Source organism: Nonomuraea soli, from assembly GCF_013761175.1.
Taxonomy (GTDB): domain Bacteria; phylum Actinomycetota; class Actinomycetes; order Streptosporangiales; family Streptosporangiaceae; genus Nonomuraea; species Nonomuraea soli.
Window position 1 is genome coordinate 122,163 of sequence record NZ_JACDUR010000005.1, and the last position, 25,329, is coordinate 147,491.

At 71.0% G+C, this 25,329-nt stretch carries 22 protein-coding genes; 13 read left to right on the forward strand and 9 right to left on the reverse strand.

Annotation, left to right across the window (positions count from 1 at the left end):
- Position 1 precedes the first annotated feature (1 nt).
- The 3 genes from HNR30_RS24160 to HNR30_RS24170 form a co-directional block, all read right to left on the reverse strand.
- Positions 2–3,538, reverse strand: coding sequence for a DNA polymerase III subunit alpha (locus tag HNR30_RS24160; RefSeq protein ID WP_181612318.1), 3,537 nt, complete (start codon positions 3,536–3,538; stop codon positions 2–4).
- Positions 3,538–3,804: a DUF6504 family protein gene (locus tag HNR30_RS24165; RefSeq protein WP_181612319.1), complete on the reverse strand. Its 267-nt coding sequence runs from the start codon at positions 3,802–3,804 to the stop codon at positions 3,538–3,540. Before HNR30_RS24165 ends, HNR30_RS24160 begins: the two co-directional genes overlap by 1 nt.
- Before the next feature lie 78 nt (positions 3,805–3,882).
- Positions 3,883–4,614, reverse strand: coding sequence for a GntR family transcriptional regulator (locus HNR30_RS24170; RefSeq protein WP_181612320.1), 732 nt, complete (start codon positions 4,612–4,614; stop codon positions 3,883–3,885).
- 100 nt (positions 4,615–4,714) lie between these two features.
- On the opposite strand from HNR30_RS24170, the gene HNR30_RS24175 reads away from it, so the two are divergent.
- The 6 genes from HNR30_RS24175 to HNR30_RS50260 all read left to right on the forward strand — a co-directional run bounded on the left by HNR30_RS24175 (position 4,715) and on the right by HNR30_RS50260 (position 12,321).
- On the forward strand, positions 4,715–5,860 hold the full coding sequence (locus HNR30_RS24175; protein WP_312894603.1) for an ABC transporter substrate-binding protein: 1,146 nt from the start codon (positions 4,715–4,717) through the stop codon (positions 5,858–5,860).
- Complete coding sequence (locus tag HNR30_RS24180) at positions 5,860–6,651, forward strand: ABC transporter permease (protein WP_181612322.1); 792 nt, start codon at positions 5,860–5,862, stop codon at positions 6,649–6,651. Before HNR30_RS24175 ends, HNR30_RS24180 begins: the two co-directional genes overlap by 1 nt.
- The gene (locus tag HNR30_RS24185; RefSeq protein WP_181612323.1) at positions 6,639–7,466 is read left to right on the forward strand and encodes an ABC transporter permease; all 828 of its coding nucleotides are present in this window, start codon (positions 6,639–6,641) and stop codon (positions 7,464–7,466) included. The genes HNR30_RS24180 and HNR30_RS24185 overlap by 13 nt, the downstream gene beginning before the upstream one ends.
- Entirely contained in the window at positions 7,463–8,545 is a 1,083-nt protein-coding gene (locus HNR30_RS24190; RefSeq protein ID WP_181612324.1) for an ABC transporter ATP-binding protein, read from the forward strand. Before HNR30_RS24185 ends, HNR30_RS24190 begins: the two co-directional genes overlap by 4 nt.
- Entirely contained in the window at positions 8,535–9,113 is a 579-nt protein-coding gene (locus tag HNR30_RS24195; RefSeq protein WP_312894605.1) for an HAD family hydrolase, read from the forward strand. Before HNR30_RS24190 ends, HNR30_RS24195 begins: the two co-directional genes overlap by 11 nt.
- A gap of 76 nt (positions 9,114–9,189) precedes the next feature.
- Positions 9,190–12,321, forward strand: coding sequence for a CLIPPER-2 domain-containing protein (locus HNR30_RS50260; protein ID WP_181612325.1), 3,132 nt, complete (start codon positions 9,190–9,192; stop codon positions 12,319–12,321).
- Here HNR30_RS50260 and HNR30_RS24205 read toward each other — a convergent pair.
- The gene (locus HNR30_RS24205; RefSeq protein WP_181612326.1) at positions 12,315–12,701 is read right to left on the reverse strand and encodes a RidA family protein; all 387 of its coding nucleotides are present in this window, start codon (positions 12,699–12,701) and stop codon (positions 12,315–12,317) included. The genes HNR30_RS50260 and HNR30_RS24205 overlap by 7 nt on opposite strands.
- Before the next feature lie 69 nt (positions 12,702–12,770).
- Between HNR30_RS24205 and HNR30_RS24210 the strand changes: the two genes are divergently transcribed.
- Positions 12,771–14,369, forward strand: a complete 1,599-nt coding sequence (locus HNR30_RS24210; RefSeq protein WP_181612327.1) for a serine/threonine-protein kinase — start codon at positions 12,771–12,773, stop codon at positions 14,367–14,369.
- Here HNR30_RS24210 and HNR30_RS24215 read toward each other — a convergent pair.
- Positions 14,362–14,940 carry a TetR/AcrR family transcriptional regulator gene (locus tag HNR30_RS24215; protein WP_181612328.1) on the reverse strand — a complete coding sequence of 193 codons (579 nt, stop codon included), beginning with the start codon at positions 14,938–14,940 and terminating at the stop codon, positions 14,362–14,364. The genes HNR30_RS24210 and HNR30_RS24215 overlap by 8 nt on opposite strands.
- Positions 14,941–14,994: 54 nt before the next feature.
- On the opposite strand from HNR30_RS24215, the gene HNR30_RS24220 reads away from it, so the two are divergent.
- From HNR30_RS24220 to HNR30_RS24230, 3 genes are read left to right on the forward strand one after another with little or no spacing between them, the layout of a single operon-like run.
- On the forward strand, positions 14,995–16,434 hold the full coding sequence (locus tag HNR30_RS24220) for an ABC-F family ATP-binding cassette domain-containing protein (protein ID WP_220133964.1): 1,440 nt from the start codon (positions 14,995–14,997) through the stop codon (positions 16,432–16,434).
- Positions 16,434–17,213 carry a Vgb family protein gene (locus HNR30_RS24225; protein WP_181612329.1) on the forward strand — a complete coding sequence of 260 codons (780 nt, stop codon included), beginning with the start codon at positions 16,434–16,436 and terminating at the stop codon, positions 17,211–17,213. The genes HNR30_RS24220 and HNR30_RS24225 overlap by 1 nt, the downstream gene beginning before the upstream one ends.
- A 7-nt stretch (positions 17,214–17,220) precedes the next feature.
- Complete coding sequence (locus tag HNR30_RS24230; RefSeq protein ID WP_181612330.1) at positions 17,221–18,168, forward strand: quinone oxidoreductase family protein; 948 nt, start codon at positions 17,221–17,223, stop codon at positions 18,166–18,168.
- Between the two features lie 166 nt (positions 18,169–18,334).
- On the opposite strand, the gene HNR30_RS24235 is transcribed toward HNR30_RS24230, so the two are convergent.
- Positions 18,335–18,529: an SHOCT domain-containing protein gene (locus HNR30_RS24235; RefSeq protein ID WP_181612331.1), complete on the reverse strand. Its 195-nt coding sequence runs from the start codon at positions 18,527–18,529 to the stop codon at positions 18,335–18,337.
- Between the two features lie 17 nt (positions 18,530–18,546).
- On the opposite strand from HNR30_RS24235, the gene HNR30_RS24240 reads away from it, so the two are divergent.
- Both HNR30_RS24240 and HNR30_RS24245 read left to right on the forward strand, forming a co-directional pair.
- Complete coding sequence (locus HNR30_RS24240) at positions 18,547–19,356, forward strand: patatin-like phospholipase family protein (protein WP_181612332.1); 810 nt, start codon at positions 18,547–18,549, stop codon at positions 19,354–19,356.
- A 4-nt stretch (positions 19,357–19,360) separates the two neighbouring features.
- Positions 19,361–20,380 carry a 1-acyl-sn-glycerol-3-phosphate acyltransferase gene (locus HNR30_RS24245; protein WP_181612333.1) on the forward strand — a complete coding sequence of 340 codons (1,020 nt, stop codon included), beginning with the start codon at positions 19,361–19,363 and terminating at the stop codon, positions 20,378–20,380.
- A 66-nt stretch (positions 20,381–20,446) separates the two neighbouring features.
- On the opposite strand, the gene HNR30_RS24250 is transcribed toward HNR30_RS24245, so the two are convergent.
- From HNR30_RS24250 to HNR30_RS24260, 3 genes are read right to left on the reverse strand one after another with little or no spacing between them, the layout of a single operon-like run.
- Positions 20,447–21,328, reverse strand: a complete 882-nt coding sequence (locus HNR30_RS24250) for a class I SAM-dependent methyltransferase (RefSeq protein ID WP_181612334.1) — start codon at positions 21,326–21,328, stop codon at positions 20,447–20,449.
- A gap of 58 nt (positions 21,329–21,386) precedes the next feature.
- Complete coding sequence (locus HNR30_RS24255; protein ID WP_181612335.1) at positions 21,387–22,874, reverse strand: cobyric acid synthase; 1,488 nt, start codon at positions 22,872–22,874, stop codon at positions 21,387–21,389.
- A 34-nt stretch (positions 22,875–22,908) separates the two neighbouring features.
- Entirely contained in the window at positions 22,909–24,201 is a 1,293-nt protein-coding gene (locus HNR30_RS24260; RefSeq protein WP_181612336.1) for an MFS transporter, read from the reverse strand.
- 165 nt (positions 24,202–24,366) lie between these two features.
- Here HNR30_RS24260 and xynA point away from each other — a divergent pair, with 165 nt between their 5' ends.
- Entirely contained in the window at positions 24,367–25,290 is a 924-nt protein-coding gene (gene xynA / locus HNR30_RS24265) for an endo-1,4-beta-xylanase XynA (RefSeq protein ID WP_181613023.1), read from the forward strand.
- Positions 25,291–25,329 lie beyond the last annotated feature (39 nt).

Below are 25,329 nucleotides of genomic sequence, written 5' to 3' on the forward strand. Positions count from 1 at the left end.
GTCATGCCGCGGCCGGGCCCGAGCTGCCCTGGCTGGCGTGCCAGAGCTGGCGTGACGGGCTGACGATCGCCGGCCCGAGGTCGGCGTACGGCGAGAGCAGGAAGCCGTTGGCGTACTCGATGCGCCCGCCCGTGACACCGGGCGTGCTCGCCGGGTCTCGTTCGACCAGTTCCCTGACCGCGTCCGGGCCGCGGGCGCGCCAGAGCTTCTCCAGGTCGATGAGGTTCCAGCAGTCGAGAGCGCGCATGGAGACCGCCTTGGGCCCGGTGCGGCGGATCACCCCGCGCGCCACCATGAGCCACGAGGTGAACACCGTGGAGGCGCAGTGCCCCTGCACCGACTCGAAGAAGGTCAGGTCGACCGGCCCCGTCGAGTCGTCGAGGGTGGCGAAGATGACGCGCTGGCCGGAGCGGACGGCCGGGGTCTGGGTGGCCACCTTGACCCCGCCCACCAGCACCTGGGCGCCGTTGCGCTGATCCAGCAGGTCTCTGGCGCGCACCACGCCGAGCAGGTCGAGCAGTTCGTCGTGGAAGCTGACGATGTGGCGGCTGACGTCGATGCCGAGGATCTCCAGTTCGGCCTCGACCATCTCGGTCTCGGTCATCTCGGGCAGTTCGCCGGGCGCGATGTGCTCGGCGAAGCCCAGGGGCATCTGCACGGCCTCGTCGAGGCTCTGCCGTACGAGGACGGCGCGGGGGGCGTAGCCCTTGCGGGTGCGCGGCCGCGCGCCGACACCCGAGGCGGAGGCCCGTTCCAGGGCGCCGACCTGGGCGATGAGGTCGCGGCGGGTGAGTTCGCCTGGCCGCCAGCGCGGCCCGCCGTCGCCAGGACGCAGCTCGTGCAGGTCGTCGAGGCCGCCGACCTGCACGATGCGTTCCATGACGGGACGCGAGGGCCTGGCGCGGTCCCAGAAGTCCGACATCGAGGTGTACGGCCGGCCGGCGACCATGCGGTCGACCTCGGCCTCGCTGATGCCCTTGACGGCGGAGAACGGCACGCGCAGGGCGTAGCCGCGTCCGAGCTCCTCGGCGTGGAACCTGGTCCTGGGCCCCTGCTCCTCGGCGGGTCCCGCCAGGGACCGGGGGTCGACCCGCACCTCCATGCCGAGCCGTTCGACCTGCCAGTGCCGCCCCGATCGGTTGATGTCGAGCGGCAGGATGGTCACCCCGCACTGCCGTGCCTCGTCGACGATCACCCGCTGGGGGTACATGCCGGGCTCGTGGGTGAGCACCCCGGCGAAGAAGGCGGCGGCGTGGTGGCGTTTGAGCCAGGCCGACTGGTAGGTGGGCAGCGCGAAGGCGGCGGCGTGCGCCTTGCAGAAGCCGAAGGCCCCGAAGGCGTCGAGCACCCGCCAGGCCTCCTCGACCACGGCCGCGGAGTACCTCTTGTGCACCGAGGCGTGGAACCACTGCCGCACGTTCTCGCGGGTGGCGGGCGCGGCCAGGCTGCGCCGCATCCTCTCGGCCTCCGACAGCCCACAGCCGGTCATGGCGTCGATGACCTTGAGCACCTGCTCGTGGAAGACGACCACGCCGTGGGTCTCGCGCAGCGCGTCGTGCAGGTCTTCGTGCGGGTAGCGGGAGGCCCGCCAGCCATGGCGCATCTCCAGGTAGGGCGTGACCATGTCGGAGTTGACCGGTCCCGGGCGGAACAGCGAGATGTCGACGATCAGGTCGTGCATCGTGCGCGGCTCCAGCTTGGCCACCAGCTCGCGCTGGCCGGGCGACTCGATCTGGAAACACCCGAGGGTACGGCTGGCGCAGATCATGTCGTAGGTGGCGGAGTCGTCGTGGGGCACGGCGTCGAGCTCGATCTCGAGGTCGTCGACCCGCTTGATCTCGCTGAGCGTGTAGGCCATGGCCGACTGCATGCGCACGCCGAGCACGTCGAGCTTGAGCAGCCCTGCCTCCTCGACGTCGTCCTTGTCGAACTGCGACATCGGGAACTCCAGCATGCTGCGCTCGATCGGCGTGGTGTCGCGCAGGGTGGAGTTGCCGATGAGCACGCCGCACGGGTGCAGGGCGATGTGCCTGGGCAGGCCGTCGAGCTTCTCGGCCAGGGAGAAGACCTTGCCGAGCCCGGCCTCGCCGAGCCGCGACTCGCGCAGCTCCGGCAGGTCGGTCAGGGCGGAGCTGATCTGGCGGGCCCTGATGTGCGGGAAGGCCTTGGCGATGAGGTCGATCTCGTGCGGGGGTAGTCCCATGGCGGCGCCCACGTCGCGGATGGCGCTGCGGGCGCGGTAGGTCTCCATCATCGACACGCAGGCCACGCGCGCCTCGCCGTACATGTCGAAGATCGCCTTGTAGCAGTCGAGGCGGCGGGCGGACTCGACGTCGATGTCGATGTCGGGCAGGCCGATGCGGCCCTCCGACAGGAAACGCTCCATCAGCAGGCCGTGGTCGAGCGGGTTGATCTCGCCGATCCGCAGCAGGTAGTTGACCAGGCTGCCGGCTCCCGAGCCGCGGATGGCGCAGCGGATGTCCATGCCGCGGATGCGGTCGGTGATGCCGGCGACGGAGATGAAGTAGCCGGACAGCTCCTTCCGCTCGATGATCGACAGCTCCAGCCTCAGCCGGTCCTTGGCGTCGGCGGAGTTGCCGAGCCCGCGCTCGTACAGGCCGTCGTAGCAGCGGTTGCGCAGCAGCGGCACCGGGTCCCTGCCGACCTCGGGCAGGTTCAGCCTTCCCGCCTTGAGCCCGAGGACCTGGAGGGGGTCCATGGCGCAGGCCTCGGCCAGCCGCCGGGTGGTGCGCAGCAGGCGGGTGATGCGCTGATCGTCGGCGCCGCAGATCTTCCGCGCGACCTGGAGCATCTCCTTGGTCGACTTGAGGTAGGCGTGGGAGGTGGCGCGTTCCAGGTGGCGGGGGTGCAGCGGCACCAGCTGGCGGGCGGCGTCGAGCACGTCGCCGGTCTGGTGGTCGGCGGGGTCGAGGTAGCGCACGGCGTTGGTCAGGATCGCCGGCACTCCCGTCGACTCGGCCAGGGCGAGCATGCGGACCGCGGTGGCGGCGTCGCGGTAGCCGTACTGGTCGATCACCTCGACGGCCACCGTCAGGCCGGCGCGCCATCGTTCCAGCAGGGCCCTGGCCTGCTCGTCGCGTCCGGCGGCGACGGCGCGTCCGACGTCGGAGCGCGGCCCGAGCAGGACGATCAGGCCGGGGTGGGCGCCGACCAGGTCGGCGGTGATCGTGGGCGAGCCTCGCTCCCCCGCACGATGGGCGGCGGTGACCAGGCGGCAGAGCGAGGCCCACGCGTCGGAGCGGGCCAGCACGGTGACCCGGTCCTGGGATTGCGGCCCGGTCCTGGGCCGGTCCTGACCGGTGGAGGCGAGCGCGAGGTCCACGCCGAAGACCGACTTGAGCCCGGCCTCGGCGCAGGCCTGGGCGTGCTTGACGGCGCCGTAGAGGCCGTCGCGGTCGGTCAGCGCGAGCATGTCCATGCCGTGCTCGACCGCCCTGGCGACCAGCGCGGGAGGGAAGGTCGTGCCGTAGCGCATGGAGTAGGCGGAGGCGACGTGGAGGTGGACGAAGGGCGTCATCAGTCCCACGCCCTCAGCAGCAGCCAGCCGCCGCTGGCGGTGTCGAAGCGCAGTTCGTAGGTGCCGGCTTCGCGGCCGGGGCTGGCTTCGACGCGCCAGAACTGGCGCTCGCCCGGGTCGTTCTCACCGGTCTTCCACCATTCGCGGGCGACCACCCAGTGATCGAGCACGCGGCGGACGAGGTAGAGCCGGTCGCGCCAGACGAACTGGGTGGGCTCCCCGTCGCGGGTCCACACCTCGATCGGATCGCCGTAGAGTCTGCTCAAGATCCTCTTCTCCCAGGAGTCCTCGCGAACTGCCCGGGGGAAGACGGGCGCTACGTATCGAACATACGTTCCAACGCCTCAAAAAGCAAGCTGGCGGCCGAGGGGGTTGGCGCCGATCGAGTTGCGGATGCTGAAGGCCACGCTGCCCGCCCGGTAGCGGTCATCGGACCACTCCACGGGCCGCCCTTCGTTCGTCGTGGTGATGCGCCGCTGGCGCAACAGCGGGCTGCCCCGCCGTACGGTGAGCAACCGGGAGTCCTGCGCCCCCGCCGCGACCGCGTCGATGAGATGCTCCCCGTAGGCGAAGATCAGCCCGACCGAGTCGAACAGCGCCTGGGTGACCGATTCGCAGTCGCCCGGCAGCGCCTCGACCGCCGGCGCGATCCAGTCGGCGTAGACGGTCCGCTCCAGCAGCACCGGCTCGCCCTCCAGGGTGCGCACCCGCATCACCTCCAGCACCGCCGGGCACGACAGCCGGGCGCTCTCCACGCCACGGGCGGCCCGCCTGCGCTGGGAGATCACCTGGCCGCCGAAGCGGTAGCCGTTGGCACGCGCCCACTGCGCGAAGCTGTGCAGTTCGGCGAAGCTCTGGCTGCGGGTGGTGCCCAGCACGATGCGCCGCGCGCCCTGCCGCGACCCCACCAGCCCTTCGGCCACCAGGACCGCGATCGCCTGGCGCACGGTGCCGCGTGCGGCGCGGTAGTGCGCAGCCAGTTCTGACTCGGAAGGCAACAGAGTCCCGACCGGGTGTGTGCCGTTCATGATGTCATCGCGCAGCTCAGCGGCTATGTGTTCATACCGCGCAACCACCCAGGACCACTCCCATTCACCGAAACGCAACGAAGTAGGGCTGTTCTTGTCTGGACAAGTTTTCTATGGTCCAGACATATCCCATTTCTATGGAGGCGACGTGTCCGCTTTGCGAGTCGCAGGTCTCATAGCAGCCCTTACCGTAGTCACCGCGGCCTGCGGCGCCGCACCGTCCACCCAGACCCAGCCCTCGGCGGCCGGCGGCGTGGACGCCAAGACCGCCACCTCGGCCACCGACTTCGGCGGCCTGGACAAGCTCGTCGAGGCCGCCAAGAAGGAGGGCAACCTCCACGTCATCGCCCTGCCCCCCGACTGGGCCAACTACGGCGAGATCATCAAGGCCTTCGAGACCAAGTACGGCATCAAGGTCGAGAGCGAGAACCCCGACGCCTCCAGCGCCGACGAGATCACCGCGCTGAAGACCCGCAAGGGCCAGCCCAACGCCCCCGACGTCGTCGACATCAGCCAGTCGTGGGCCTTCACCGGCGCCAAGGAAGGCCTGTTCGCGCCGTACAAGGTGCAGGCCTTCGACAAGATCCCCGAGGGTCAGAAGGACCCGGGCGGCCTGTGGGTCAACGACTACGGCGGCTACGTCTCCATCGGCTGCGAGGCCAAGAAGGTCGGCACCTGCCCCCAGACCTTCGCCGACCTGCTCAAGCCCGAGTACAAGGGCCTGGTCGCGCTCAACGGCAACCCGAACAAGTCCGGCTCGGCCTTCGGCGGCGTCTGGGCGGCCTCGCTGTCCAACGGCGGCTCCCTCGACGACATCGCCCCCGGCGTGGAGTTCTTCAAGAAGCTCAAGGCCGCGGGCAACTTCAACCCGATCGAGTCCACCCCGGCGACCGTCGAGAAGGGCGAGACGCCGATCTCGATCGACTGGGACTACCTCAACGCCGGATACCGCGAGCAGTTCATGCCCAAGGGCCTGGACTTCCAGGTCGCGGTGCCCACCGACGGCGTCTACGCCTCCTACTACGTGCAGGCCATCAACAAGGACGCGCCGCACCCGGCCGCCGCGCGCCTGTGGCAGGAGTTCCTCTACAGCGCCGAGGGCCAGAACCTGTGGCTCAAGGGCGGCGCCCGCCCGGTGCTGATGCCCTCGATGCAGGCCGACGGCACCATCGACAAGGCGCTGGCCGACAAGCTGCCGCCCGTCCAGGGTGAGGCCCAGTTCCCGACCGAGGCGCAGACCAAGGCGGCGCAGGACGCTCTGGCCAAGAGCTGGGACGCGGCTGTAGCGGGCTGATGAAGCGCATCATCGGCGCGCTGCCGCTGCTCGTCTTCACCGCGCTCGCCCTCGGGATCCCCGCCATCGCCATGGTGGCGGGGGCCTTCGACCGCGGCATGGGCAACCTGGCGCTGACCATGCAGGGCGGCTACCTGCTCGCCCTGCTGAACAGCGTCAAGCTGTCGGCCGTGGTGGCGGTGCTGGGCGCGATCCTGGGCACCTTCCTGGCCCAGGTGGTGGTCAGGTCCCGCTTCCGCGAGGCGGTGCTCACCGCCTCCGGCGTGCTGGCCAACTTCGGGGGCGTGCCGCTGGCCTTCTTCTGGGTGGCGACCCTCGGGAACTCCGGCATGATCAGCTCGCTGCTGGGGCTGCCGTTCGGGACGCTGTTCTCCTTCTGGGGGCTGGCGCTCGTCTACCTGTACTTCTCCATCCCGCTCATGGTGCTGGCCATCGCGCCCGCGCTCGACGGGCTCAAGCCGCAGTGGCGCGAGGCGGCGATGAACAGCGGGGCCTCCGCCTGGCACTACTGGCGTTACGTCGCGCTTCCGGTGCTGACCCCGGGCCTGCTGGGCGGGGTGGTGCTGCTGTTCGGCTCGGCGTTCGCCGCCTACGCCACCGCCGCCGCGATGGGCGCGGGGACGGTGCTGCCGCTGATCACGCTGAAGATCGCCGCGGCGCTCTCGGGCGACGTGCAGACCGGTTACGAGAGCGTGGGCCTGGCGCTCGCGCTCGACATGGTCGTGGTCGCCGCCCTGGTCATGGTGGTCTACGTGCCGCTGCAGAGGAGGAGTACCCGATGGCTGCAGTGACCTCCCGTGGCGCCGTGCGGCCCGGCAGGTGGCACGTGGCGGTCTGGGCCCTGGCCGCGCTCTACTTCCTGGTGCCGCTGGCCTGCTCGGTCTGGTTCACCGTCTACAACTCCGCGCAGGGCCTGTCCCTGGAGCCCTACACGGAGCTGCTGGTCACCGAGGGGTTCACCGCCAGCCTGCTGCTGTCGCTCGGCCTGGCCGCCGCCACGATCGTGCTGGTCCTGGCGCTCATGCTGCCCGCGATGATCACCGTACGGCTCGCGGCTCCCGGCCTGCGTCCCGTGCTCGAGGTGGTCTGCACCCTGCCCCTCGTCATCCCGCCGATCGCGTTCGTCTCCGGCTTCGGCAAGTCGCTGGCGGTCGGCAACGAGCTCCTGGCGCCCACCCCGTTCTGGGCGACGCTGACCGCGATGCGCAGCACCACCTTCCCGCTGGTGCTGGTCTTCGCCTACGTCATCCTCGTGCTGCCGTTCGTCTACCGTGCCCTCGACGCGGGACTGCGCACCATGGACGTGCGCACCCTCGTGGAGGCCGCGCGCAACCTCGGCGCCTCCTGGCCGCACGTGATGTTCCGCGTGCTGATCCCCAACCTGCGCTCGGCCCTGGCCAGCGCCGCGTTCCTGTCGCTCGCGCTGGTGCTGGGTGAGTACACCATGGCCTCGCTCCTGGGTTACCAGCCGTTCGCGGTGTGGATCGTGACCATCTCCGGGTCCAAGGGGCAGATGTCGGTGGCCGCCTCGGTGCTCAGCCTCGTCCTGATCTGGGCGCTCCTGCTCAGCATTTCCGGTATCTCCCGAAAGAGAGCCTCGAAGTGACCGCCCAACTGGAGTTCCGGCAGCTCCGCCGTACCTTCGGCAAGACCGTAGCCCTCGACGGCTTCGACCTCACCATCGAGCCGGGCGAGCTCGTCGCCCTGCTCGGGCCGTCCGGGTGCGGCAAGACCACGGCGTTGCGCTGCGTGGCCGGCTTCGAGACGCCCGACTCCGGAGCGGTGCTGCTCGACGGCAAGGACATCACCCGCGTCCCGGCCAACAAGCGCGACGCGGGCATGGTCTTCCAGGCCTACTCGCTCTTCCCCAACCTCAACGCGCTCGACAACGTCGCCTTCGGCCTGCGGGTGCGCAAGGTCGCCCAGACCACGCGCCGGGCCAAGGCGCTGGAGCTCCTGGAGCTCGTGGGCCTGGCCACCCACGCCGACCGCTACCCGCACCAGCTGTCGGGCGGCCAGCAGCAGCGTGTAGCCCTGGCCAGGGCACTCGCCCTGGAGCCCAGGGTGCTGCTGCTCGACGAGCCGCTGTCGGCGCTGGACGCCAAGGTCAGAGTGGGGCTGCGCGAGGAGATCCGCCGGCTGCAGCTCGACCTCGGGATCACGACCGTCTTCGTCACCCACGACCAGGAGGAGGCGCTGTCGATCGCCGACCGCGTCGCCGTGCTGCGCGATGGGCGGCTGGAGCAGTGCGGGTCGCCCGCCGAGGTCTACGACCGCCCGGCCACGCCGTTCGTGGCCGAGTTCGTCGGCACGATGAACCACCTGCCCGGGCGCGTCTCCGGCGACCAGGTGACGGTGCTGGGGCAGCTGCTCCCGCTCGACTCGGACACCTCGCTGACCGACGTCGACGTGCTCGTACGGCCGGAGGCGGTCCGCGTGGAGCCCGAGCCCGACGGGAGGGCGGAGATCGTGGCCGCCTCCTTCCGCGGCGCCTCCGTGCGGCTGCGCGTCGCCCTGGAGGGCGGCGAGGTGCTGGCGGACGTGCCCGGCCACGAGGCGATGCGCCTGGGACCCGGGACCAGGGTGTCGGTCAGGCTGGTCGAGCGGCCGGTCCTCGTCGCCCCGCGCCGCGCCGACGCGCCGCTGCCCGTGACCCCGTCGGAGGATCCCGCCGGTGTGGTGTGACGCCGTGCTGTTCGACATGGACGGCACGCTCGTCGACACGGAAGGGCTGTGGTGGCAGTGCGTCGCCCTGGTCGCCGGCGAGTTCGGCGTGCCCCTGAGCGAGGCCGACATGCCTGAGGTGCTCGGACGGACGATCGCCGACACCGCCGCCTACCTGGCGCCGGGCGACCCGGGCCCGCTCGCCGCCCGGCTGGGCGAGGAGTTCGGCCGCCGGGTCGCCGCCGGGGTCGAGCTCCTGCCGGGGGCCCTGGAGCTGCTCGCGGAGCTGGGCGAGGCGGGCATCCCCACGGCCCTGGTGAGCGCCTCGCCCCGGAGCGTGGTGGACCGGGTGCTACCGCTGCTCGACGGGCACGAGTTCAAGACCACCGTGGCCGACGGCGAGACGGCCAGGGGCAAGCCGTACGCCGACCCGTACGTGGAGGCGGTGGCGCGGCTGGGCGTGGTGGCCGCGCGGTGCGTCGCGGTGGAGGACAGCCCCACGGGGATCGCCGCCGCGCGGGCGGCGGGGTGCCGGGTGTTCGAGGTACGGCACGGCCGGCTGCCGACGCTGCGCGAACTGGCGGATTGAGTACGACCTACTCAGGCGTTCAACCGCCCGTCACCCGCACCATCCTTCTCAGGCGCAATCCCGAGGAGGACTGATCGTGGGTGCTGAACACAGAGCGCGTGCCCGGCGTCGCTGGGGCACGCTGGGGGCGCTGAGCGTGCTGCTGGTGGCGATGATTCCGGCGCTGGCCACGCAGTCCGCCGCCGCGGCCCCGAACCGCTCGCTGACCTTCTCCATCGACTATCTCCGGCAGATCGAGGATCCGGACAGCGGTGGCGTGGGCGACGGGGACTACTTCCCCAGGGTCAAGATCGGAGACGGGCCGCTGGAGCAGGGGCCGCGGATCCAGGACGACGAGTTCGAGCCGAAAGGGCTGCCGGAGGCCCCCAACGGCTGGGTCTTCACCAACAACAACCTGCCCGGCGACAAGGACACCGTGGACATCTCGGTGGCGTTGTGGGACTACGACTCAGGGGGCAACTCCAACGAGGACCGGATGGACATCAGTCCCCGCGACCAGGACGTCGTCCTGGATCTGACCTACGACTTCCGCACCGGCGCCCTGACCGGCGACGGCTTCGTCTTCGGCACACCCTGCACGCACTCCAACGGCCAGCCCAAGGGCCAGAGCTGCGTCCAGGGCGACGGCGACCACGGCTTCCCCCGCAACAACGACGGCAGGATCACCCGGCTGGGCATCAGCATCGTCAACGACACCGACGGTGACGGCATCCCTGACGCCGTCGAGCTGAACGGCGTCCGCGACAGGTCGGGCGCGATGATCGCCGACCTGCCCGCGCTGGGCGCCGACCCGTGCCGCAAGACGATCGTGCTGCAGACCGACTTCATGGTCGACGCCGCTCCCGCCACCGCGCACTCGCACCAGCCCAAGGCCGGGGCGATCACGCTGGTGCGCGACGTCTTCAACGCGGCCCCGGTCAAGGTGGCCGATCCGTGTCCGTATCCGGGGCCCAGGAGCGACGGCATCGACTTCGTGCACATCCCGGGTGCGCAGCTGGCCGAGCAGGCGTTCATGGGGATGGCCAACAACAACGACTTCCGCAACGCGCGCACCGCGAACCTGCGCGCGGAGCTGGCCCCCTACGCGCACTACACGATCTTCGCGCACGACCTCGTGACCACCAACGGCGCCGGGAGCGTCAACAGTCCTGGCACCTCCGGCCAGTGCTGCGAACCCACCAGGGACAACAACAAGGACTTCATCGTCACCCTCGGCTCCTGGCGCACCATGTGCGTCGTGGACTTCGGCACCGACTACGCCGGCGACGGCATGCTCCAGAGCACACGCTCGGGCGACGACGTGATCCCCGCCGGCACCACCCAGATCCACGTCGGCAACAACGGGGTCTGCGACTCGACCAGCGGGCACGCGACCGACCGCCAGGTGCTCACGGTCGGCACGGGGGCGGCGGACGCCAGGGTCGGCACCGAGGTCGACCAGGCGGGCACGATCCTGCACGAGCTCGGCCACGCGCTGGGCCTGCGGCATGGCGGGGACAACAACGACCAGTACAAGCCCAACTACCTCAGCGTCATGAACTACTTCTTCCAGACGGGCATCCCCAACAGCCCGCCGCCGCTGCTGGTCAACCAGCTGCGCGACTGGCAGAAGGGCGCGGTGCGGCTGGGCTTCTCGACCGGCGGGCTGCCGCAGCTGGTCGAGGGGTCGCTGCTGGAGAACAACGGCATCTCCGGCGGCGCCGACTTCACCTTCTGGTGGACCGTACTCAACCCCGCCACCGGGTTCAGGCCGCTGCGCTCGGACATCGGCAACGGGCCGCTCAACTGGAACGACACCACCAATCCCACGACCGGGGCGCCCCTCTTCGAGACCAACGCCGTGCCGCTGGACATCAACGCGGAGAACGGCCTGACCACCCTGTCCGACCACAACGACTGGCCGGCGATCAAGTACCGGGCGATCCAGTCGCCGGACGTCAGGGGCCCGGCCTGCAGCGGATACCCGGCGGGCGCGCCGACCTGCACGGGATCCGGCGAAGAGCTCGCCTTCTCGACCGTCGTCAACCAGGAGATGTCGTTCTTCAACCTCTACGACCCCGACGTCAAGGTCGGCAAGACCGTGGACAAGGCCGACGCGGAGCCCGGTGACACGCTCACCTACCAGGTGAAGCTGGACAACATCGGGACCGGGCCGGCCGCCTCCATCGTGGTGACCGACGATCCGCCCACCGGGGCCGACCAGACGCGTGCCCTGCCGTACCTCGGCGTGGGCAACAGCGCCACCGAGACGTTCACCTACGAGATCCCGTGCGACACCGCGGACGCGGCCGTGCTGACCAACAAGGCGACGGTGACGGCCAAGGACACGGCCGGCGGGGCCGAGGCCAACACCGGGGACAACAGCGCTCAGGCCTCGACCACGATCCACGCGCCCCGCCTCACGCTGGACAAGACCGCGCCCGCCACGGTCAACGCCGGCGAGGCGATGACGATCGGCCTCAAGGTCGCCAACGTCGGCAGCGCGAACGCCACGGGCGTCGTGCTCACCGACACGCTGCCCGCCGAGGTGTACTACAGCAAGGCTCTCGACCAGGGCGCGGGGCCCAAGCCTGACACCGTCACCCGCAACGCGGACGGGACCACGACGCTGACGTGGACGCTGGGCAGCCTCGCCGCGGCTCAGGATCTGTCGGTGCACTTCACGGCCAGGCCCAGCCTGCTGTTCACGGCCGGCGCCGAGCTGCCCGACACCGCCACCGTGACGTACGGCAACGCCAAGGGCTGCACCTACGACCCGGTGACGGACTCGGCCGCGACCGGCGTCACCGAGGTCACGCCGTCGCGCGCCCCCCGCTCCCACGGCTACTGGAAGACGCACCCGGAGGAGCGCACCTGGGAGCTGCTGGCCCGCGTGCAGGCCACGGACCAGCGGTTCGACTCGTCGGGTGACGGCGAGCTGAGCAACGCGGAGGCGGGCGCCGTCCTGTCGGCGAACGGCCCGCAACCGGCGCCGGCGAGGTTCCAGCTGGCGGCGACGCTGCTCGACCTGGGCGCCAGGCACATCAACGCCTCCACGCGGATCGACTCGGCGCTGTCCCGCCGGCTCGGCACGGGCACGGTGGGCGCGGCGGTCAGGTACGCGTTCGCGACGCTCGCGCTGCCGGTGAGCAGTGCGACGGCGCAGCGCTACTCCGACGCCACCGCCCTGCTGGACGAGATCGTCAACAACAGGAGCGAGGTCTACTGACGCCGCCGGGCGTCGACCTCGATCTCGATCCTCATCCGCGGGTCCGCGAGCCCGCAGACGAGCATGGTGGCCGCTGGCCGGACCTCGCCGAAACACCGGCGCAGGACCGGCCAGCACGGCTCGAAGTCGGCCCGGTCGGGCAGCAGGTAGCGAACCCGCACCACGTCGGCGAAGGTGCACTTCGCCTCGGCCAGTGCGGCCTCGATGTTGCGCAGGCACTGCTCGGCCTGCTCCACCACGTCGTCGGAGATCGTCATGGTGGAGTAGTCGAACCCGGTGGTCCCCGACACGTACACCTGGTCGCCGTCCACCACGGCACGGGCGTAGCCGATCTGCTCCTCGAAGGTGGAGCCGCTGAGGATCGAACGTCGCTCTGTCATGCGCGGAACCCTAGCTGGCGGCCCGCGACCCGTGGAGGGAGGGGACGATTGCCACTAAGCTGGCCGACCGTGAACCAGATCGGACGCTATCGCCTGCTGCAGGTCCTGGGCAGGGGCGGCATGGGCACCGTCTACATGGCGGAGGACCCCCAGGGCACGCGCGTCGCGGTCAAGGTGATCAATCCCGAGTTCTCCCAGCACGAGCAGTTCCGCATGCGCTTCCGGCGCGAGGCGGAGGCCGCGCAGAGGGTGCGGCGGTTCTCGACGGCGGCCGTGCTCGACGCCGACCTCGCGGGCGACCAGCTCTACGTGGTCACCGAATACGTGCCGGGCCCCAACCTGGAAGAGGCCGTACGGCAGAGCGGGCCGCTCAAGGGCTCCAACCTCGACGCCCTGGCCGTGAGCGTGGCCACCGCGCTGACGGCGATCCACGGCGCCGGGGTCGTGCACCGCGATCTCAAGCCGTCGAACGTGCTGCTCTCCCCCATCGGCCCCCGGGTGATCGACTTCGGCATCGCCCGCGCGCTCGACATGCTCGGCGGCGTCACGGGCACCGGCGAGCTGATCGGCACCCCGCGTTACATGGCTCCCGAGGTGCTGCGCGGCGAGCCGGTCTCGCCCGCGTGCGACGTCTTCTCGTGGGGCTGCCTGATGACCTACGCGGCCACCGGGCGGGCGCCGTTCGGGGGCGAGGCGCTTCCGGCGATCGTCTACCAGGTGCTCAACACCGAGCCCGACCTGTCGGGGGTGGAACCCGGACTGCGGGAGCTGGTCCAGGCGGCGCTGGTCAAGGACCCGCAGCGCCGCCCGACCGCGCAGCAGCTGCTCGACCATCTCGTCGGGCGCCAGTCGCAGCAGACCGCCCAGGTGAACTGGCAGCAGTCGCACACCACCCCGTACACACAGTCCCAGGCCGGGAAGTCCGGCCGCAAGGGGATGCTGATCGGCGCCGCCGCGGCGATCGCGGTGCTGGCGGGCGGCGCGGTGACGGCGTGGGCGCTACTGACCTCGAGCGCGCCGCCCAACCTGCCGCGCGTCTACGGCGACGACTTCACCAACGCCTCGGGCGACTGGCGCGGCACCTACAACGCCGACAGCGACAACAGCTACGGCTACACCAACGACGGCGCCTACGGCCTCGATGCCGCACAGTACAGCGAGGAGGAGTTCGCCCAGGCGCCGATCCCCTTCCTCGTCGGCGAGCCCACCGCGACGCCGATGCCGACCGACTCGCCGACCGCGCGGGTGCCCGACTCGGTGGTGGTCGGGGTCGACGCGACCGTCAAGAGTGTGGTGGGCAACGGCGAGTACGGCCTGTGGTGCCGGGGCGACGGCGACGGCACCTACTACGAGTTCGCCGTGAGCACCGCGGGCGAGGCCCGCATCCGCAAGGTCGTCAACCAGGCGGGCAGCAACCTGGAGAGCCCCGTCAAGGTGGAGGGCTTCAAGCCGCGCGAGAAGAACCGCCTGGAGGCCTCCTGCGAGCAGGCGGGCGGCTCGGTGCGGCTGACGTTGTGGATCAACGGCAAGGAGGTCCAGCGCGTCGAGGACTCCGCCGGGCTGGCGCCGGGCCACGTGGGCATGGTCTCCCGGGTCCAGAAGGGCAGCGAGTCGGTGCTGAAGGTCGTCTACGACAACTTCGAGCTGCGCGGCTCCACGGCTAAATGACCCCCGCGCGGGCGGCGGCCAGCGCGGCGTCCGCCGACCGGATCGCGTCGCCGGGCGTGACCGGCTCGTGGGTGACGAAGAGCCGGTAGTAGATCGGCGCCACCGCCACCCTGATCACCTCCTCGGCGTCGACGGAGGCGGGCAGTTCCCCGCGCTCGACCGCCTGCCGTACGACCCCGGCCGACTGGTCGTGGCGGGCGGCGAAGAAGCGGTGCAGCGCCTGGGCGGCGGCGGGGTCCTGCATGGCGGCGGCCACGAAGGCCGACGAGACCGGGCCCATCGCGGGATCGGCGAACCCCGACTGCACGAGCAGGGCGATGCCGCGCAGGTCCTCCTGGACCGAGCCGGTGTCGGGCACCGGCCACGGCTCCTCCTCGGCCAGTGCCAGCGCGTCGGCGACCAGGCCCTCGGCGTTGCCCCAGCGCCGGTAGACGGTGGTCTTGTGCACGCCTGAGCGCAGGGCGACGTTCTCCACGGTCAGCGCCTGGAAGCCGTGCTCGGCGAGTTCGGCCAGCGTCGCCTGCCGTACGGCGTCGCGTACGCGGGCGCTGCGCCCTCCTGGACGTTGCAAAAGCTACTCCAGTTGCATTAGGTGAAGTACTGAGCTACGTTAAAGCTACACAAGTTGCGATTGGAGTTCCACCTGACCACCCAGCTCACCCTTCGCGGGATCACCAAGTCGTACGGCGACCGCCTCGTCCTCGACCAGGTCACCCTGTCCATCAAGCCCGGCGAGCGCGCAGGCATCGTCGGCGAGAACGGCAGCGGCAAGTCCACGCTCCTGCGCATCCTGAGCGGAAGCGAGCAGCCCGACGAGGGCGAGGTGCTCCTCACCGGCCAGGCGGCGCATCTGGAGCAGACCCTCCGCGCGAGCACCGTCCAGGACGCCGTCGACCAGGCGTTGGCCGAGCTGCGCGAGCTGGAGCGGCGCATGCTGCGGGCCGCCGAGGAGCAGGACATGGAGACCTACGGCGAGCTGCTGACCGCCTTCGAGGCGCGTGACGGCTACGAGGCCGACGCGCGGGTCGACAGGTCCATGCACGGCCTGGGCCTGTCCGGCATCGAGCGCGACCGCCCCCTGAACACCCTGTCGGGAGGCGAGCAGGCCCGCCTGGCCCTCGCCTGCCTGCTGGCCGCCTCCCCCGAGGTGATGCTGCTCGACGAGCCCACCAACCACCTCGACGAGGCGGCGCTGACGTGGCTGGAGGAGCGGCTGCGCGGCCATCGCGGCACCGTCGTGGTGGTCTCGCACGACCGGCTCTTCCTCGACCGGGTCGCCACCGTGATCATCGAGGTCGCCGACGGCGGCGTCACCCGCTTCGGAGGCGACTACACCTCCTTCACCCGGGCCAAGGCCGCCGCCCGCGCCCGATGGGAGCAGGCGTACGGCGAATGGCTGGCGGAGATCGCCTCGCTGAAGGAGCACGCCACGACCACCGCCCATCGGGTGGCCGCGGGGAGGACCATGAAGGACAACAACAAGATGGCCTACGACCGCAACGCCGGGCGGGTGCAGAGCTCCATCTCCTCGCGGGTGCGCCAGGCCGCCGAGCGGGTGCGGCGCCTGGAGGAGCATCCGGTGCCCAGGCCGCCCGAGCCCCTCCGCTTCAGGGGCGGCTTCACCACCTCCGGGCGCGGCGAGCGGCTGCTCGTCACCGGACCCAACGGCTCCGGCAAGACCACGCTCCTGGACCGGATGTACGAACAGTCCTGCGGCCGGGCCGGCTACCTGCGCCAGGAGGAGAGCTTCGACCCCGCCCACACCCTGCTCCAGGCCTACGGCGGCGACCGCGAGGAGCTGCTGGCGACCGGCCTGTTCCACCCTGAGACGCTGGAGGTAAGGACGGGCGCGCTGTCCGAAGGCCAGCGCAGGCGCCTGGCGCTGGCCCGGGTGCTCGCGGGCGAGCACGATCTGCTGCTGCTCGACGAGCCCACCAACCACCTGTCGCCGGCCCTGGTGGAGGAGCTGGAGCAGGCGCTGCGCGACTACGAGGGAGCGCTGGTGGTGGTCACCCACGACCGGGCGCTGCGCGAACGATTCGAGGGAAGGACGGTGGCTGTCTGATGCGGGTCGACGGTTCTCCTTACGGTGTGGCCCACGGGCCCGGCGGGGCGTTGTGGTTCACGATGGCGAAGGAAGGCAGGGTCGGGCGCCTGACCGACGGCGTGATCGACACGTTCGAGGTCGGTGGGCAGCCCACGGTGATCGTCGCCGGTCCCGACGGGGCCATGTGGTTCGCCGACTTCACGGGCGACCGCATCGGCAGGATCGTCCACGACGAGGTGAGCTTCTTCGAGGCCGGCTCGCCGTACGGGATCTGCTTCGCCCCCGACGGCGGGTTGTGGTTCACCCAGGTGCAGGCCGACAGGGTCTCCCGTCTCGGCGGCGAGTCCTACGAGGTCGAGGGCATGCCCTCGGCGATCGCCGCGGGTTCAGGCGGCGCCCTGTGGGTGACGCTCAACCAGGGCAACGCGATCGCCAGGATCGCCTCCGGGCAGGTCACGCGCTTCCCGCTGCCCACCGAGGGCGGCATGCCGGTGGGCATCACGGCCGGCCCCGACGGCGCGATGTGGTTCGTCGAGATCGGCGCCGGCCAGATCGGCAGGATCGCCGCGGACGGCACGATCACCGAGTTCCCGCTGCCCGACCGGGGCGCCAGGCCGCACGCCATCGTGACGGGCCGCGACGGGGCGTTGTGGTTCACCGAGTGGGGCGTGCACCGGCTGGGGCGCATCACGCCTGACGGCGAGATCACCGAGTACGACCTGCCGGGCACCGAGCCCCACGGCCTCACGGACGATCTGTGGGTCGCCCTCGAGTCCGGGGTTCTGCACCGGGTTTAATCGCTTCATGCGAGCGATAGTCATCTCCGCCCAGGGCGGTCCCGAGGTCCTTGAATACGCCGAACACCCCGACCCCACGCCGGGGCCCGGGCAGGTGGTGGTCGACGTCGCCGCCAGCGGCGTCAACTTCATCGACATCTACCACCGCTCGGGCGTCTACCCGGTGCAGGTGCCCAGCCCGATCGGCTCGGAGGGCGCGGGCACCGTCTCGGCGGTCGGCGAAGGCGTCACCGGCGTCTCCGTCGGCGACACCGTCGGCTGGGTCAACATCCTGGGCAGCTACGCGGAGAAGGCCGTCGTCGCCGCCGACCGGCTGGTGCCGGTGCCCGACGGCCTGGCGCCCGACCTGGCCGCCGCCGCGCTGCTCCAGGGCATGACCGCGCACTTCCTGGTCCGCTCGGCTCACGAGGTCAAGGCGGGCGAACAGGTTCTCGTGCACGCGGGCGCGGGCGGAATGGGCCAGCTGCTCATCCAGCTGTCCAAGCTGCACGGCGCGACCGTGCACACGACCGTCTCCAGCGAGGCCAAGGCCGAGCTGGCCCGCGCGGCGGGCGCCGACGAGGTGCACACCTACGACTCCTTCGCCGACACCCTGCGCGACAGCATGGACGTCGTCTACGACGGCGTCGGCGCCTCCACCTTCGACGGCAGCCTGGTCGCCGTCCGGCCGCGCGGCCTCATGGTCCTGTACGGCGGAGCCAGCGGCCCCGTGCCGCCCCTGGACCCGCAGCAGCTCAACCGCCAGGGCTCGATCTTCCTGACCCGCCCCTCCCTCGTGCACTACATCGCCGATCGCGAGGAACTGCTGTGGCGGGCACGCGAGGTCTTCGACTGGGTCGCCAAGGGCGAGCTGAAGATCAACGTCTCCGAGCGCTACCCGCTGTCCGAGGCGTCCAGGGCGCACGAGGACCTGGCCGCCCGCCGAACCACCGGCAAGCTGCTGCTCATCCCCTAGACGGCCGCCCGAGCATCCGGGCCCCGGCCGCGCAGGCCAGGGCCCGGCTCCGGAAGTGCGGCACGCCGTTCGGCACGTGGGAGATGCGCCGCACTCCCGAGTGGCTGGTCGAGCAGCCCAGCGCTCCCCTGCCGGGCGTGCTGGCCGCGGCCGCGGCCGATGTGGCTCACCAGTCTTGGTCGAGGCCTGACATGCGGCGGAGGTATTCGTCCTCGTCGATCTCACCGGCGGCGTAGCGGCGCTTGAGGATCTCGCGCGGGTCTTCCTGCTTGGGGGCGCGGCGCTGAGCGGCCAGCATGATGCCGATCACCACCACGGCGATCACCGCGATGACGAACAGCACCACCAGCAGTCTGCCCATACCCCGATGATAGACGGGTGGAGACGGCTTTCGTTCTCGGTGGCGGCGGCGTGCTGGGCGCGCACGAGGTCGGGATGTTGCGTGCGCTGGAGGAGGCGGGCATCCGGCCCGACCTGGTGCTGGGCACCTCGATCGGGGCGCTGAACGGCGCCCTGGTGGCCTGTGGCGGCGATGCGGTCAAGCAGCTGACCTCGTTGTGGTTGTCGGACGTGGTGCGCACCGCCTTCGCCGGAAATTTCCTGACACGGCTCTCGACCCTGGCCCGCACCGGCACCCATCTGCATCCCATCGGCCCCCTGCGCTCCGTGCTCACCTCCGTGGTGCCCTTCCAGACCATCGAGGAGCTGCCCGTGCCCTTCCAGTGCGTGGCCGCCTCCGTCGAGAGGGCCAGGGCGCACTGGTTCACCTCGGGGCCCCTGGTCGACTCGGTGCTGGCCTCGTGCGCGGTGCCGGGGCTGCTGCCGCCGGTGCGCCTCGACGGGCAGCACTTCTTCGACGGGGGGCTGGTGCACAGCATCCCGGTCGGCCGTGCCGTACAACTCGGGGCCCGGCGGATCTTCGTGCTGCACGTCGGGCGCGTCGAGCATCCGCTGCGGGCGCCGCGCCGCCCGTGGGAGGTCGGGCTGGTGGCGTTCGAGATCGCGCGGCGGCACCGGTTCGGGGAGGAGATGGAGTCGCTTCCCGACGATGTCGAGGTGCACGTCCTGCCGACCGGGTCGACGGCTCCGACCTCGCCCTTCCGCTACCGGGACCTGTCGAGGATCTCGGCGTGGATCGATCAGGCCTACACGGCTTCTTCCCGATATCTCCGGACAAGCGCAGTATGAAAGGGTGCTCCCTCCCCGCATCCTGCGGCGCCTGATCCTCGCCCCGCTGGTCCTGGTGCTCACCGTGGCCGTGATCCTCACACTGCCGCTGTGGCTCGTCGTGATCACCGCGGTGTCGTTACGGCTGCCGCCCCCGCAGCGTCGCGGCGCCCGCTTCCTGTGGTTCGGGGTGGCCTGGCTGGTCCTGGAATGCGGCGTGCTGGCCGCCTGCCTGGGGCTGTGGGTGGCCAGCGGCCTGGGCGGGCGGTTGCGCCGCGACGAGTTCCAGGAACGCCACTACGGGCTCATCCGCTGGTTCCTGGGCAAGGTGTACGGCGCGGCCGTGGTGATCTTCCAGCTCAGCGTCACCGTGGAGGAGCCCGTCCTGACCTCCGACGAGCAGGCCGCCAGGCTCACCCGCCCCGTGATCGTGCTGGCCAGGCATGCCGGCCCCGGCGACTCCTTCCTGCTCGTCCATCACCTGCTCGCCAGGTACGGCAGGCAGCCGCGCATCGTGATGAAGGCCGCCCTGCAGTTCGATCCCTCGCTCGACGTGCTGATCAACCGCCTGCCCAACGCCTTCGTGCCGCGCAAGGTGAGCGAGAGCGGCATCCTGGCCGAGATCCGCCGCCTGGCCGCGGGCATGGACGCCGACGACGCCCTGGTGATCTTCCCCGAGGGCGGCAACTTCACCCCGCGCCGCAAACGCGCCGCCGTCCAGCGCCTGGAGGAGCGCGGCCTGTCCGCCGAGGCCAAGCGCGCCGACAACCTCGACCACCTGCTGCCGCCGCGCCCCGGCGGGGCCATCGCCGCCATCGAGGCCTGCCCGGCCGCCGACGTGATCTTCGTGGCGCACACCGGGCTCGACCACCTCATCACCATCGGCGACGTCTGGCGCCAGCTGCCCGTGCGGGCGCAGATCACCGCCAAGTGGTGGCGGGTGCCCGCCGACGAGGTGCCGAAGGAGGACCGCATCTCCTGGCTCTACGACCAGTGGGAGGCGATCGACGAGTGGATCACCTCCACCAAGCGGGTCGGGCCCTAGGGGGCTCGCGAACCGCCAGGCGGGTCGGGCCCTAGGCGGCTCGCGAACCGCCAGGCGGGCCGGGTCCTAGGCGCGCTCGAACTGCCAGACGACCAGGTACGGGATGTCCGCGCTCGCCGCGCGGGCCGCGACGGGCACGAGATCGGTCAGGCTCCACGGCCAGACCTCCCACGGCCCCGGCTCCGTCGCCGGCTCGGGCGCCGGGCCCATCTCCGCGTAGCTGGGCGAACCGGGCTCCTCGCACCGCCGTACCTGGAGGCCCGCGGCCAGGCCCGCCCTGATGTAGTCGCCGATGAGGTGGCGGTGGCTGGCCACCCGGGCCGGGCGGCCGTCCGGCAGCCGCAGCAAGGGGATGTGGCCGCGCAGGATGCTCTCGGGGTGCATGTCGGAGATCACCAGGTGCCCGCCCGGCCGCAGCACCCGGCCGAACTCGGCGAACACCGGGCCCAGGTCGCGCACGTGCGTCAGCGCCAGCGAGCAGGTGACCAGGTCGACGCAGCCGTCGGGCAGCGGCAGCCGGGTCAGGTCGCCCTCCAGGAAGGCGCCCTCGGGGACCCGCCGCCGCGCCCTGTCGAGCATCTCCTGGGAGCTGTCGACGCCCGTCACCCGGTGGCCCCGCCCCACGAGCCTGGCCGCCAGGCGGCCGGTGCCGCAGGCGGCGTCGAGGGCGTCGCCCGGGGGCAGGGTGTCGAGGATCGCGTCGATGCGCGGCTGGTCGGAGTCGAACGCCGTGTTGGGCCCGTCGTAGGTCTGCGACCAGACGCGGTAGCCCTCGAGAGTGTCGATCGTGGCGACGTCGACCGGGCGCAGGTCGTCGTTGTCGAAAAGCTTCCTGATCTCGGCCAGGCGCTCCTCCACGAAGCGGGCGTCGTGCTCGCCGGTGAAGGCACGGAGCAGGGCCAGGCCCTCCACACCGAGGACGTAGGCCAGGGGGTGCTCGTACGGCATGGGTGCGAGGCTAACGCCGGGGCGGCGGGCGAGCCATCGGTTTTCGGGCCGGCTGTCGTCAGGCTCCGAGCCTTCCGGCCGGCGGGAGCGTCGGCACCGGTCCTGTGCCCTTCTCGATGAGCCTCAGCAGGGCGCCGGTGTCGAGGTGCCGCTCGACGAGGTCGCCGAGGGCGTCGAGACGCTCCTCGCGCAGGTCGGCGAAGCAGGTGCCGGGATCGGCGGTGAAGTCGCGGCCCGCCAGCACGGCCACCTCCCGCAGGAAGGCGCGCCTGAACGCGTCGTTCTCCAGCGCCCCGTGCCACGTCGTGCCGAACACGTCGCCCTCCCGGCACCCGTCGAGGAACGGCTCGCCGCCCGACACCGTGACGACGCCGTGGTGGATCTCGTAGGCCTTCACCTCATGGCCGCGCCACGAACCTTCCGGGCGGGCGAGCGTCTTGTCGGGGCGGAAGGCCACCGCGGCGGGCAGCAGGCCGAGCCCGGGGACGACACCCGCCTTCGACTCCACCTCGTCCGCGATCTCGTGGCTCAGCATCTGGAAACCGCCGCAGATCCCCAGCAGCGGGCCCTTCCTGGCGGCCAGGGCGTCGGCCAGGCCCCGCTCGCGCAACCACGCCAGATCGTCGACCGTGGCCCGCGAGCCAGGCAGCACCACCAGGTCGGCGTCGTCGAGCTCGGCCGGCGAGGTGACGAAGCGCACCACCACGCCCGGCTCGCAGGCCAGGGCGTCGAGATCGGTGAAGTTGGAGATGCGCGGCAGCCGCACCACCGCCACCCTCAGGGTCTGCCTGCCATACGGCTCTCGGGCCTGGACCTGGCGGCTGTCGAGCGCCAGGGAGTCCTCGACGTCCAGCCACAGGCCGTCGAGCCAGGGCAGCACCCCGTAGACGGCGCGGCCGGTCAGCTGCTCGATCGTGTCGAGGCCGGGCCGCAGGAGCTCCACCGCTCCCCGGAACTTGTTGACGACGAACCCCGCGATGTGCGCCTGATCCGCCTCGTCCAGCAGCGCGACCGTCCCGTAGAACGCGGCGAACACCCCGCCGCGGTCGATGTCGCCCACGACCACCACCGGCAGATCCGCCGCGCGGGCCAGGCCCATGTTCGCGATGTCGCCCGCCCGCAGGTTGATCTCCGCCGGGCTGCCCGCCCCCTCGCAGATCACCACGTCGTAGGCGGCACGCAGCCGGTCGAGCGACTCCAGCGCCGCCCGTCGCAGCCGGTCGCGGAACGCGCCGTACTCCAGCGCGTCGACGTCGGCCACCGGCCTGCCCATCAGCACCACCTGGCTGCGCCGGTCGCTGCCCGGCTTCAGCAGGATCGGGTTCATGTCGGCCACCGGCTCCAGCCCGGCCGCCTGCGCCTGCATCGCCTGCGCCCGGCCGATCTCCGCGCCGTCGGCCGTCACGAACGAGTTGAGCGACATGTTCTGCGCCTTGAACGGCGCCACCCGCACGCCCTGGCGCGCCAGCCAGCGGCAGATGCCCGCCGTGACCACGCTCTTGCCCGCGTCCGATGTCGTCCCGGCGACCAGCAGTGCACCCTTCACGCTGCCAAGGTAGCGTGATCACGTGGCCCTGGATTCAGCGGCTCTCACGGTCGGCGACGCCGTCGAGGGTGCTGGTGGGCGCCCTCGGAGCCACGGCGACGGCTATCGCCGTTCTGATCCGCCACATCACCACCGGCCCCGCGAACAGCCCCGCCGCGAACACGAGCAACGCCCCCCGCATCCCCGCCCAGGTGGCCAGCGCGCCCGCCAGCAACGCCCCCAGCGGGGTGGCGCCCCAGGTGATCCACCGGGCCGAGGCCGCCAGCCGTCCTTGCATCTCGGCCGGGGTCAGCAGTTGCCGCAGGCTCTTCTGCACGCTCTGGAAGACGATCGCCGCCACCAGCAGCAACCCCCACGACACCCCCATCACGATCTGACCGGCCAGGCCGGGTCCGATCAGGCCGATGGGCGACACGAAGAGCGGGTACGCGAGCGCCGCCCCGATCAGCACCCGCGCCGTGCCGTACCGGCTGGTGAGAGGTTCGGCGAGCATGCCGCCGGCCAGGCCGCCCAGCATGCCGACGCCGAGGACCAGGCCGAGCGCCTGGCTCGACCAGCCCAGCTCGCGCGCCAGGTAGGTGATCTCCAGCGCGCTCGTCCCCGCCAGGCAGAAGCTGATCGTCGCCATCCCGAACAGCAGCGGGCCGATCACCGGGTGGCGGACGACGTACCGAAGTCCCTCGGCGATCTCGCGGCGCAGTCCCGAGCGGTCACGGGGCTGCGGTTTCGGCTCCGGGGTGCGGATGAAGGCCATCGTCGCCGCCGCGGCCAGGAACGAGGCCGCGTCGACGAGCACCGCCTTGGCGGGGCCGAGCAGGGCGATCAGCACGCCGCTCAGGGCCGGGCCCGACATGCCTGAGACGGTGATCGTCGTCGTGAGTCTGGCGTTGCCCTGCATGATCCGTTCGGGCCCGAGGATGAGCAGCGGGTAGGTCTGGTAGGCCGGGGAGTAGAACACCTCGCAGATCCCGGCGAGCAGGGCGACGGCCCAGAGGTGACCGATCGTGAGAGCGCCGGCCATCGCGGCCAGGGGCAGGGTCAGCATGATCAGGCCCGAGAGGGTCAGGCTCCAGATCATGATCGGCCGTTTGCGCCACCGGTCGGCGAGCGCTCCGGCGGGCAGCGACGCGAACAGCACCGGCGCCTTCCGGGCTGCCGTCAGCAGGCCGAGCTCCATCGGGGAGGCGTTGAGCAACAGGCCCGCGATCAGCGGGATGGCGAGGGTGGACACCTCGCTGCCGAGCGCGCTCGTCGTCTGCCCCGCCCATAACAGGCGGAAGTCGCGGTGTTTCGAAAGTTTCAGGGGCGATGGTGGGCTGCTCGTCATCTTCTACCTGGTGGTTCGGAGTGCCGTACCGGGCCGTGGTGAAGGTGCGATTGACAATGTGTCGATAGTTTCATGACTCTACCGATAGTTTCCGTCCTCACGGGAAGGTAGCCGCCCTTGAACGACATCCCCTGGATCCGGCGACTGGTCCGCGGCGCCTGCGTCATGGCGCTCGTCCTGGCCGCGATCACTCTCCCCAGCGGCGCCCACGCCGACACGACCATCACCTCCAACCAGACCGGCAACGACAACGGCTATTTCTACTCCTTCTGGACCGACAGCCCGGGCACCATCTCCATGACCCTCTCCACGGGAGGCAACTACCGCACCTCGTGGAGCAACACCGGCAACTTCGTCGCCGGGAAAGGCTGGAGCACCGGCGGTCGCCGTACCGTGAACTACTCGGGCAGCTTCAACCCGTCGGGCAACGCCTACCTGACGCTCTACGGGTGGACGCGCAATCCGCTCGTGGAGTACTACATCGTCGACAACTGGGGCACCTATCGGCCTACCGGGACCTACAAGGGCACGGTGACCAGCGACGGCGGGACCTACGACATCTACCAGACGACCCGCTACAACGCCCCCTCCATCGAGGGCAACCGGACGTTCAACCAGTACTGGAGCGTGCGCCAGTCCAAGCGCACCGGCGGGACGATCACCTCGGGCAACCACTTCGACGCGTGGGCCAGGAACGGCATGAGCCTGGGCGGCCATGACTACATGATCATGGCTACGGAGGGCTACCAGAGCAGCGGCAACTCCAACATCACCGTGGGCGGGTCCGGTGGCGGCGGCGGAGGAGGGGGCGGCGGTGGCGGCGGTGGGTGTACGGCGACGCTCTCCGGCGGGCAGCAGTGGAGCGACCGCTACAACCTCAACGTGTCGGTCAGCGGCTCCAGCACCTGGACCGTGACCATGAACGTGCCCTCCCCCGCGAAGATCATCGCCTCGTGGAACATCAGTGCCAGCTATCCCAGCGCCCAGGTGCTGACGGCCCGGCCCAACGGGAGCGGCAACAACTGGGGGGTGACGATCCAGCACAACGGCAACTGGACCTGGCCGACGGTCTCCTGCAGCGCCGGGTGAGTCCGGTTCCCGCTGTTGTCACGCTTTAGGAAACGCTGT

Bases quoted from the DNA above. Each gene is read 5' to 3' on its own strand.
- HNR30_RS24230 (WP_181612330.1), top strand. From the start codon at position 17,221: ATGCGAGCGATAGTCATCTCCGCCCAGGGCGGTCCCGAGGTCCTTGAA.
- HNR30_RS24225 (WP_181612329.1), top strand. From the start codon at position 16,434: ATGCGGGTCGACGGTTCTCCTTACGGTGTGGCCCACGGGCCCGGCGGG.
- HNR30_RS24160 (WP_181612318.1), bottom strand. From the start codon at position 3,538: ATGACGCCCTTCGTCCACCTCCACGTCGCCTCCGCCTACTCCATGCGC.
- HNR30_RS24260 (WP_181612336.1), bottom strand. From the start codon at position 24,201: ATGACGAGCAGCCCACCATCGCCCCTGAAACTTTCGAAACACCGCGAC.
- HNR30_RS24250 (WP_181612334.1), bottom strand. From the start codon at position 21,328: ATGCCGTACGAGCACCCCCTGGCCTACGTCCTCGGTGTGGAGGGCCTG.
- HNR30_RS24185 (WP_181612323.1), top strand. From the start codon at position 6,639: ATGGCTGCAGTGACCTCCCGTGGCGCCGTGCGGCCCGGCAGGTGGCAC.
- HNR30_RS24180 (WP_181612322.1), top strand. From the start codon at position 5,860: ATGAAGCGCATCATCGGCGCGCTGCCGCTGCTCGTCTTCACCGCGCTC.
- HNR30_RS24235 (WP_181612331.1), bottom strand. From the start codon at position 18,529: ATGGGCAGACTGCTGGTGGTGCTGTTCGTCATCGCGGTGATCGCCGTG.
- xynA (WP_181613023.1), top strand. From the start codon at position 24,367: ATGGCGCTCGTCCTGGCCGCGATCACTCTCCCCAGCGGCGCCCACGCC.
- HNR30_RS24205 (WP_181612326.1), bottom strand. From the start codon at position 12,701: ATGACAGAGCGACGTTCGATCCTCAGCGGCTCCACCTTCGAGGAGCAG.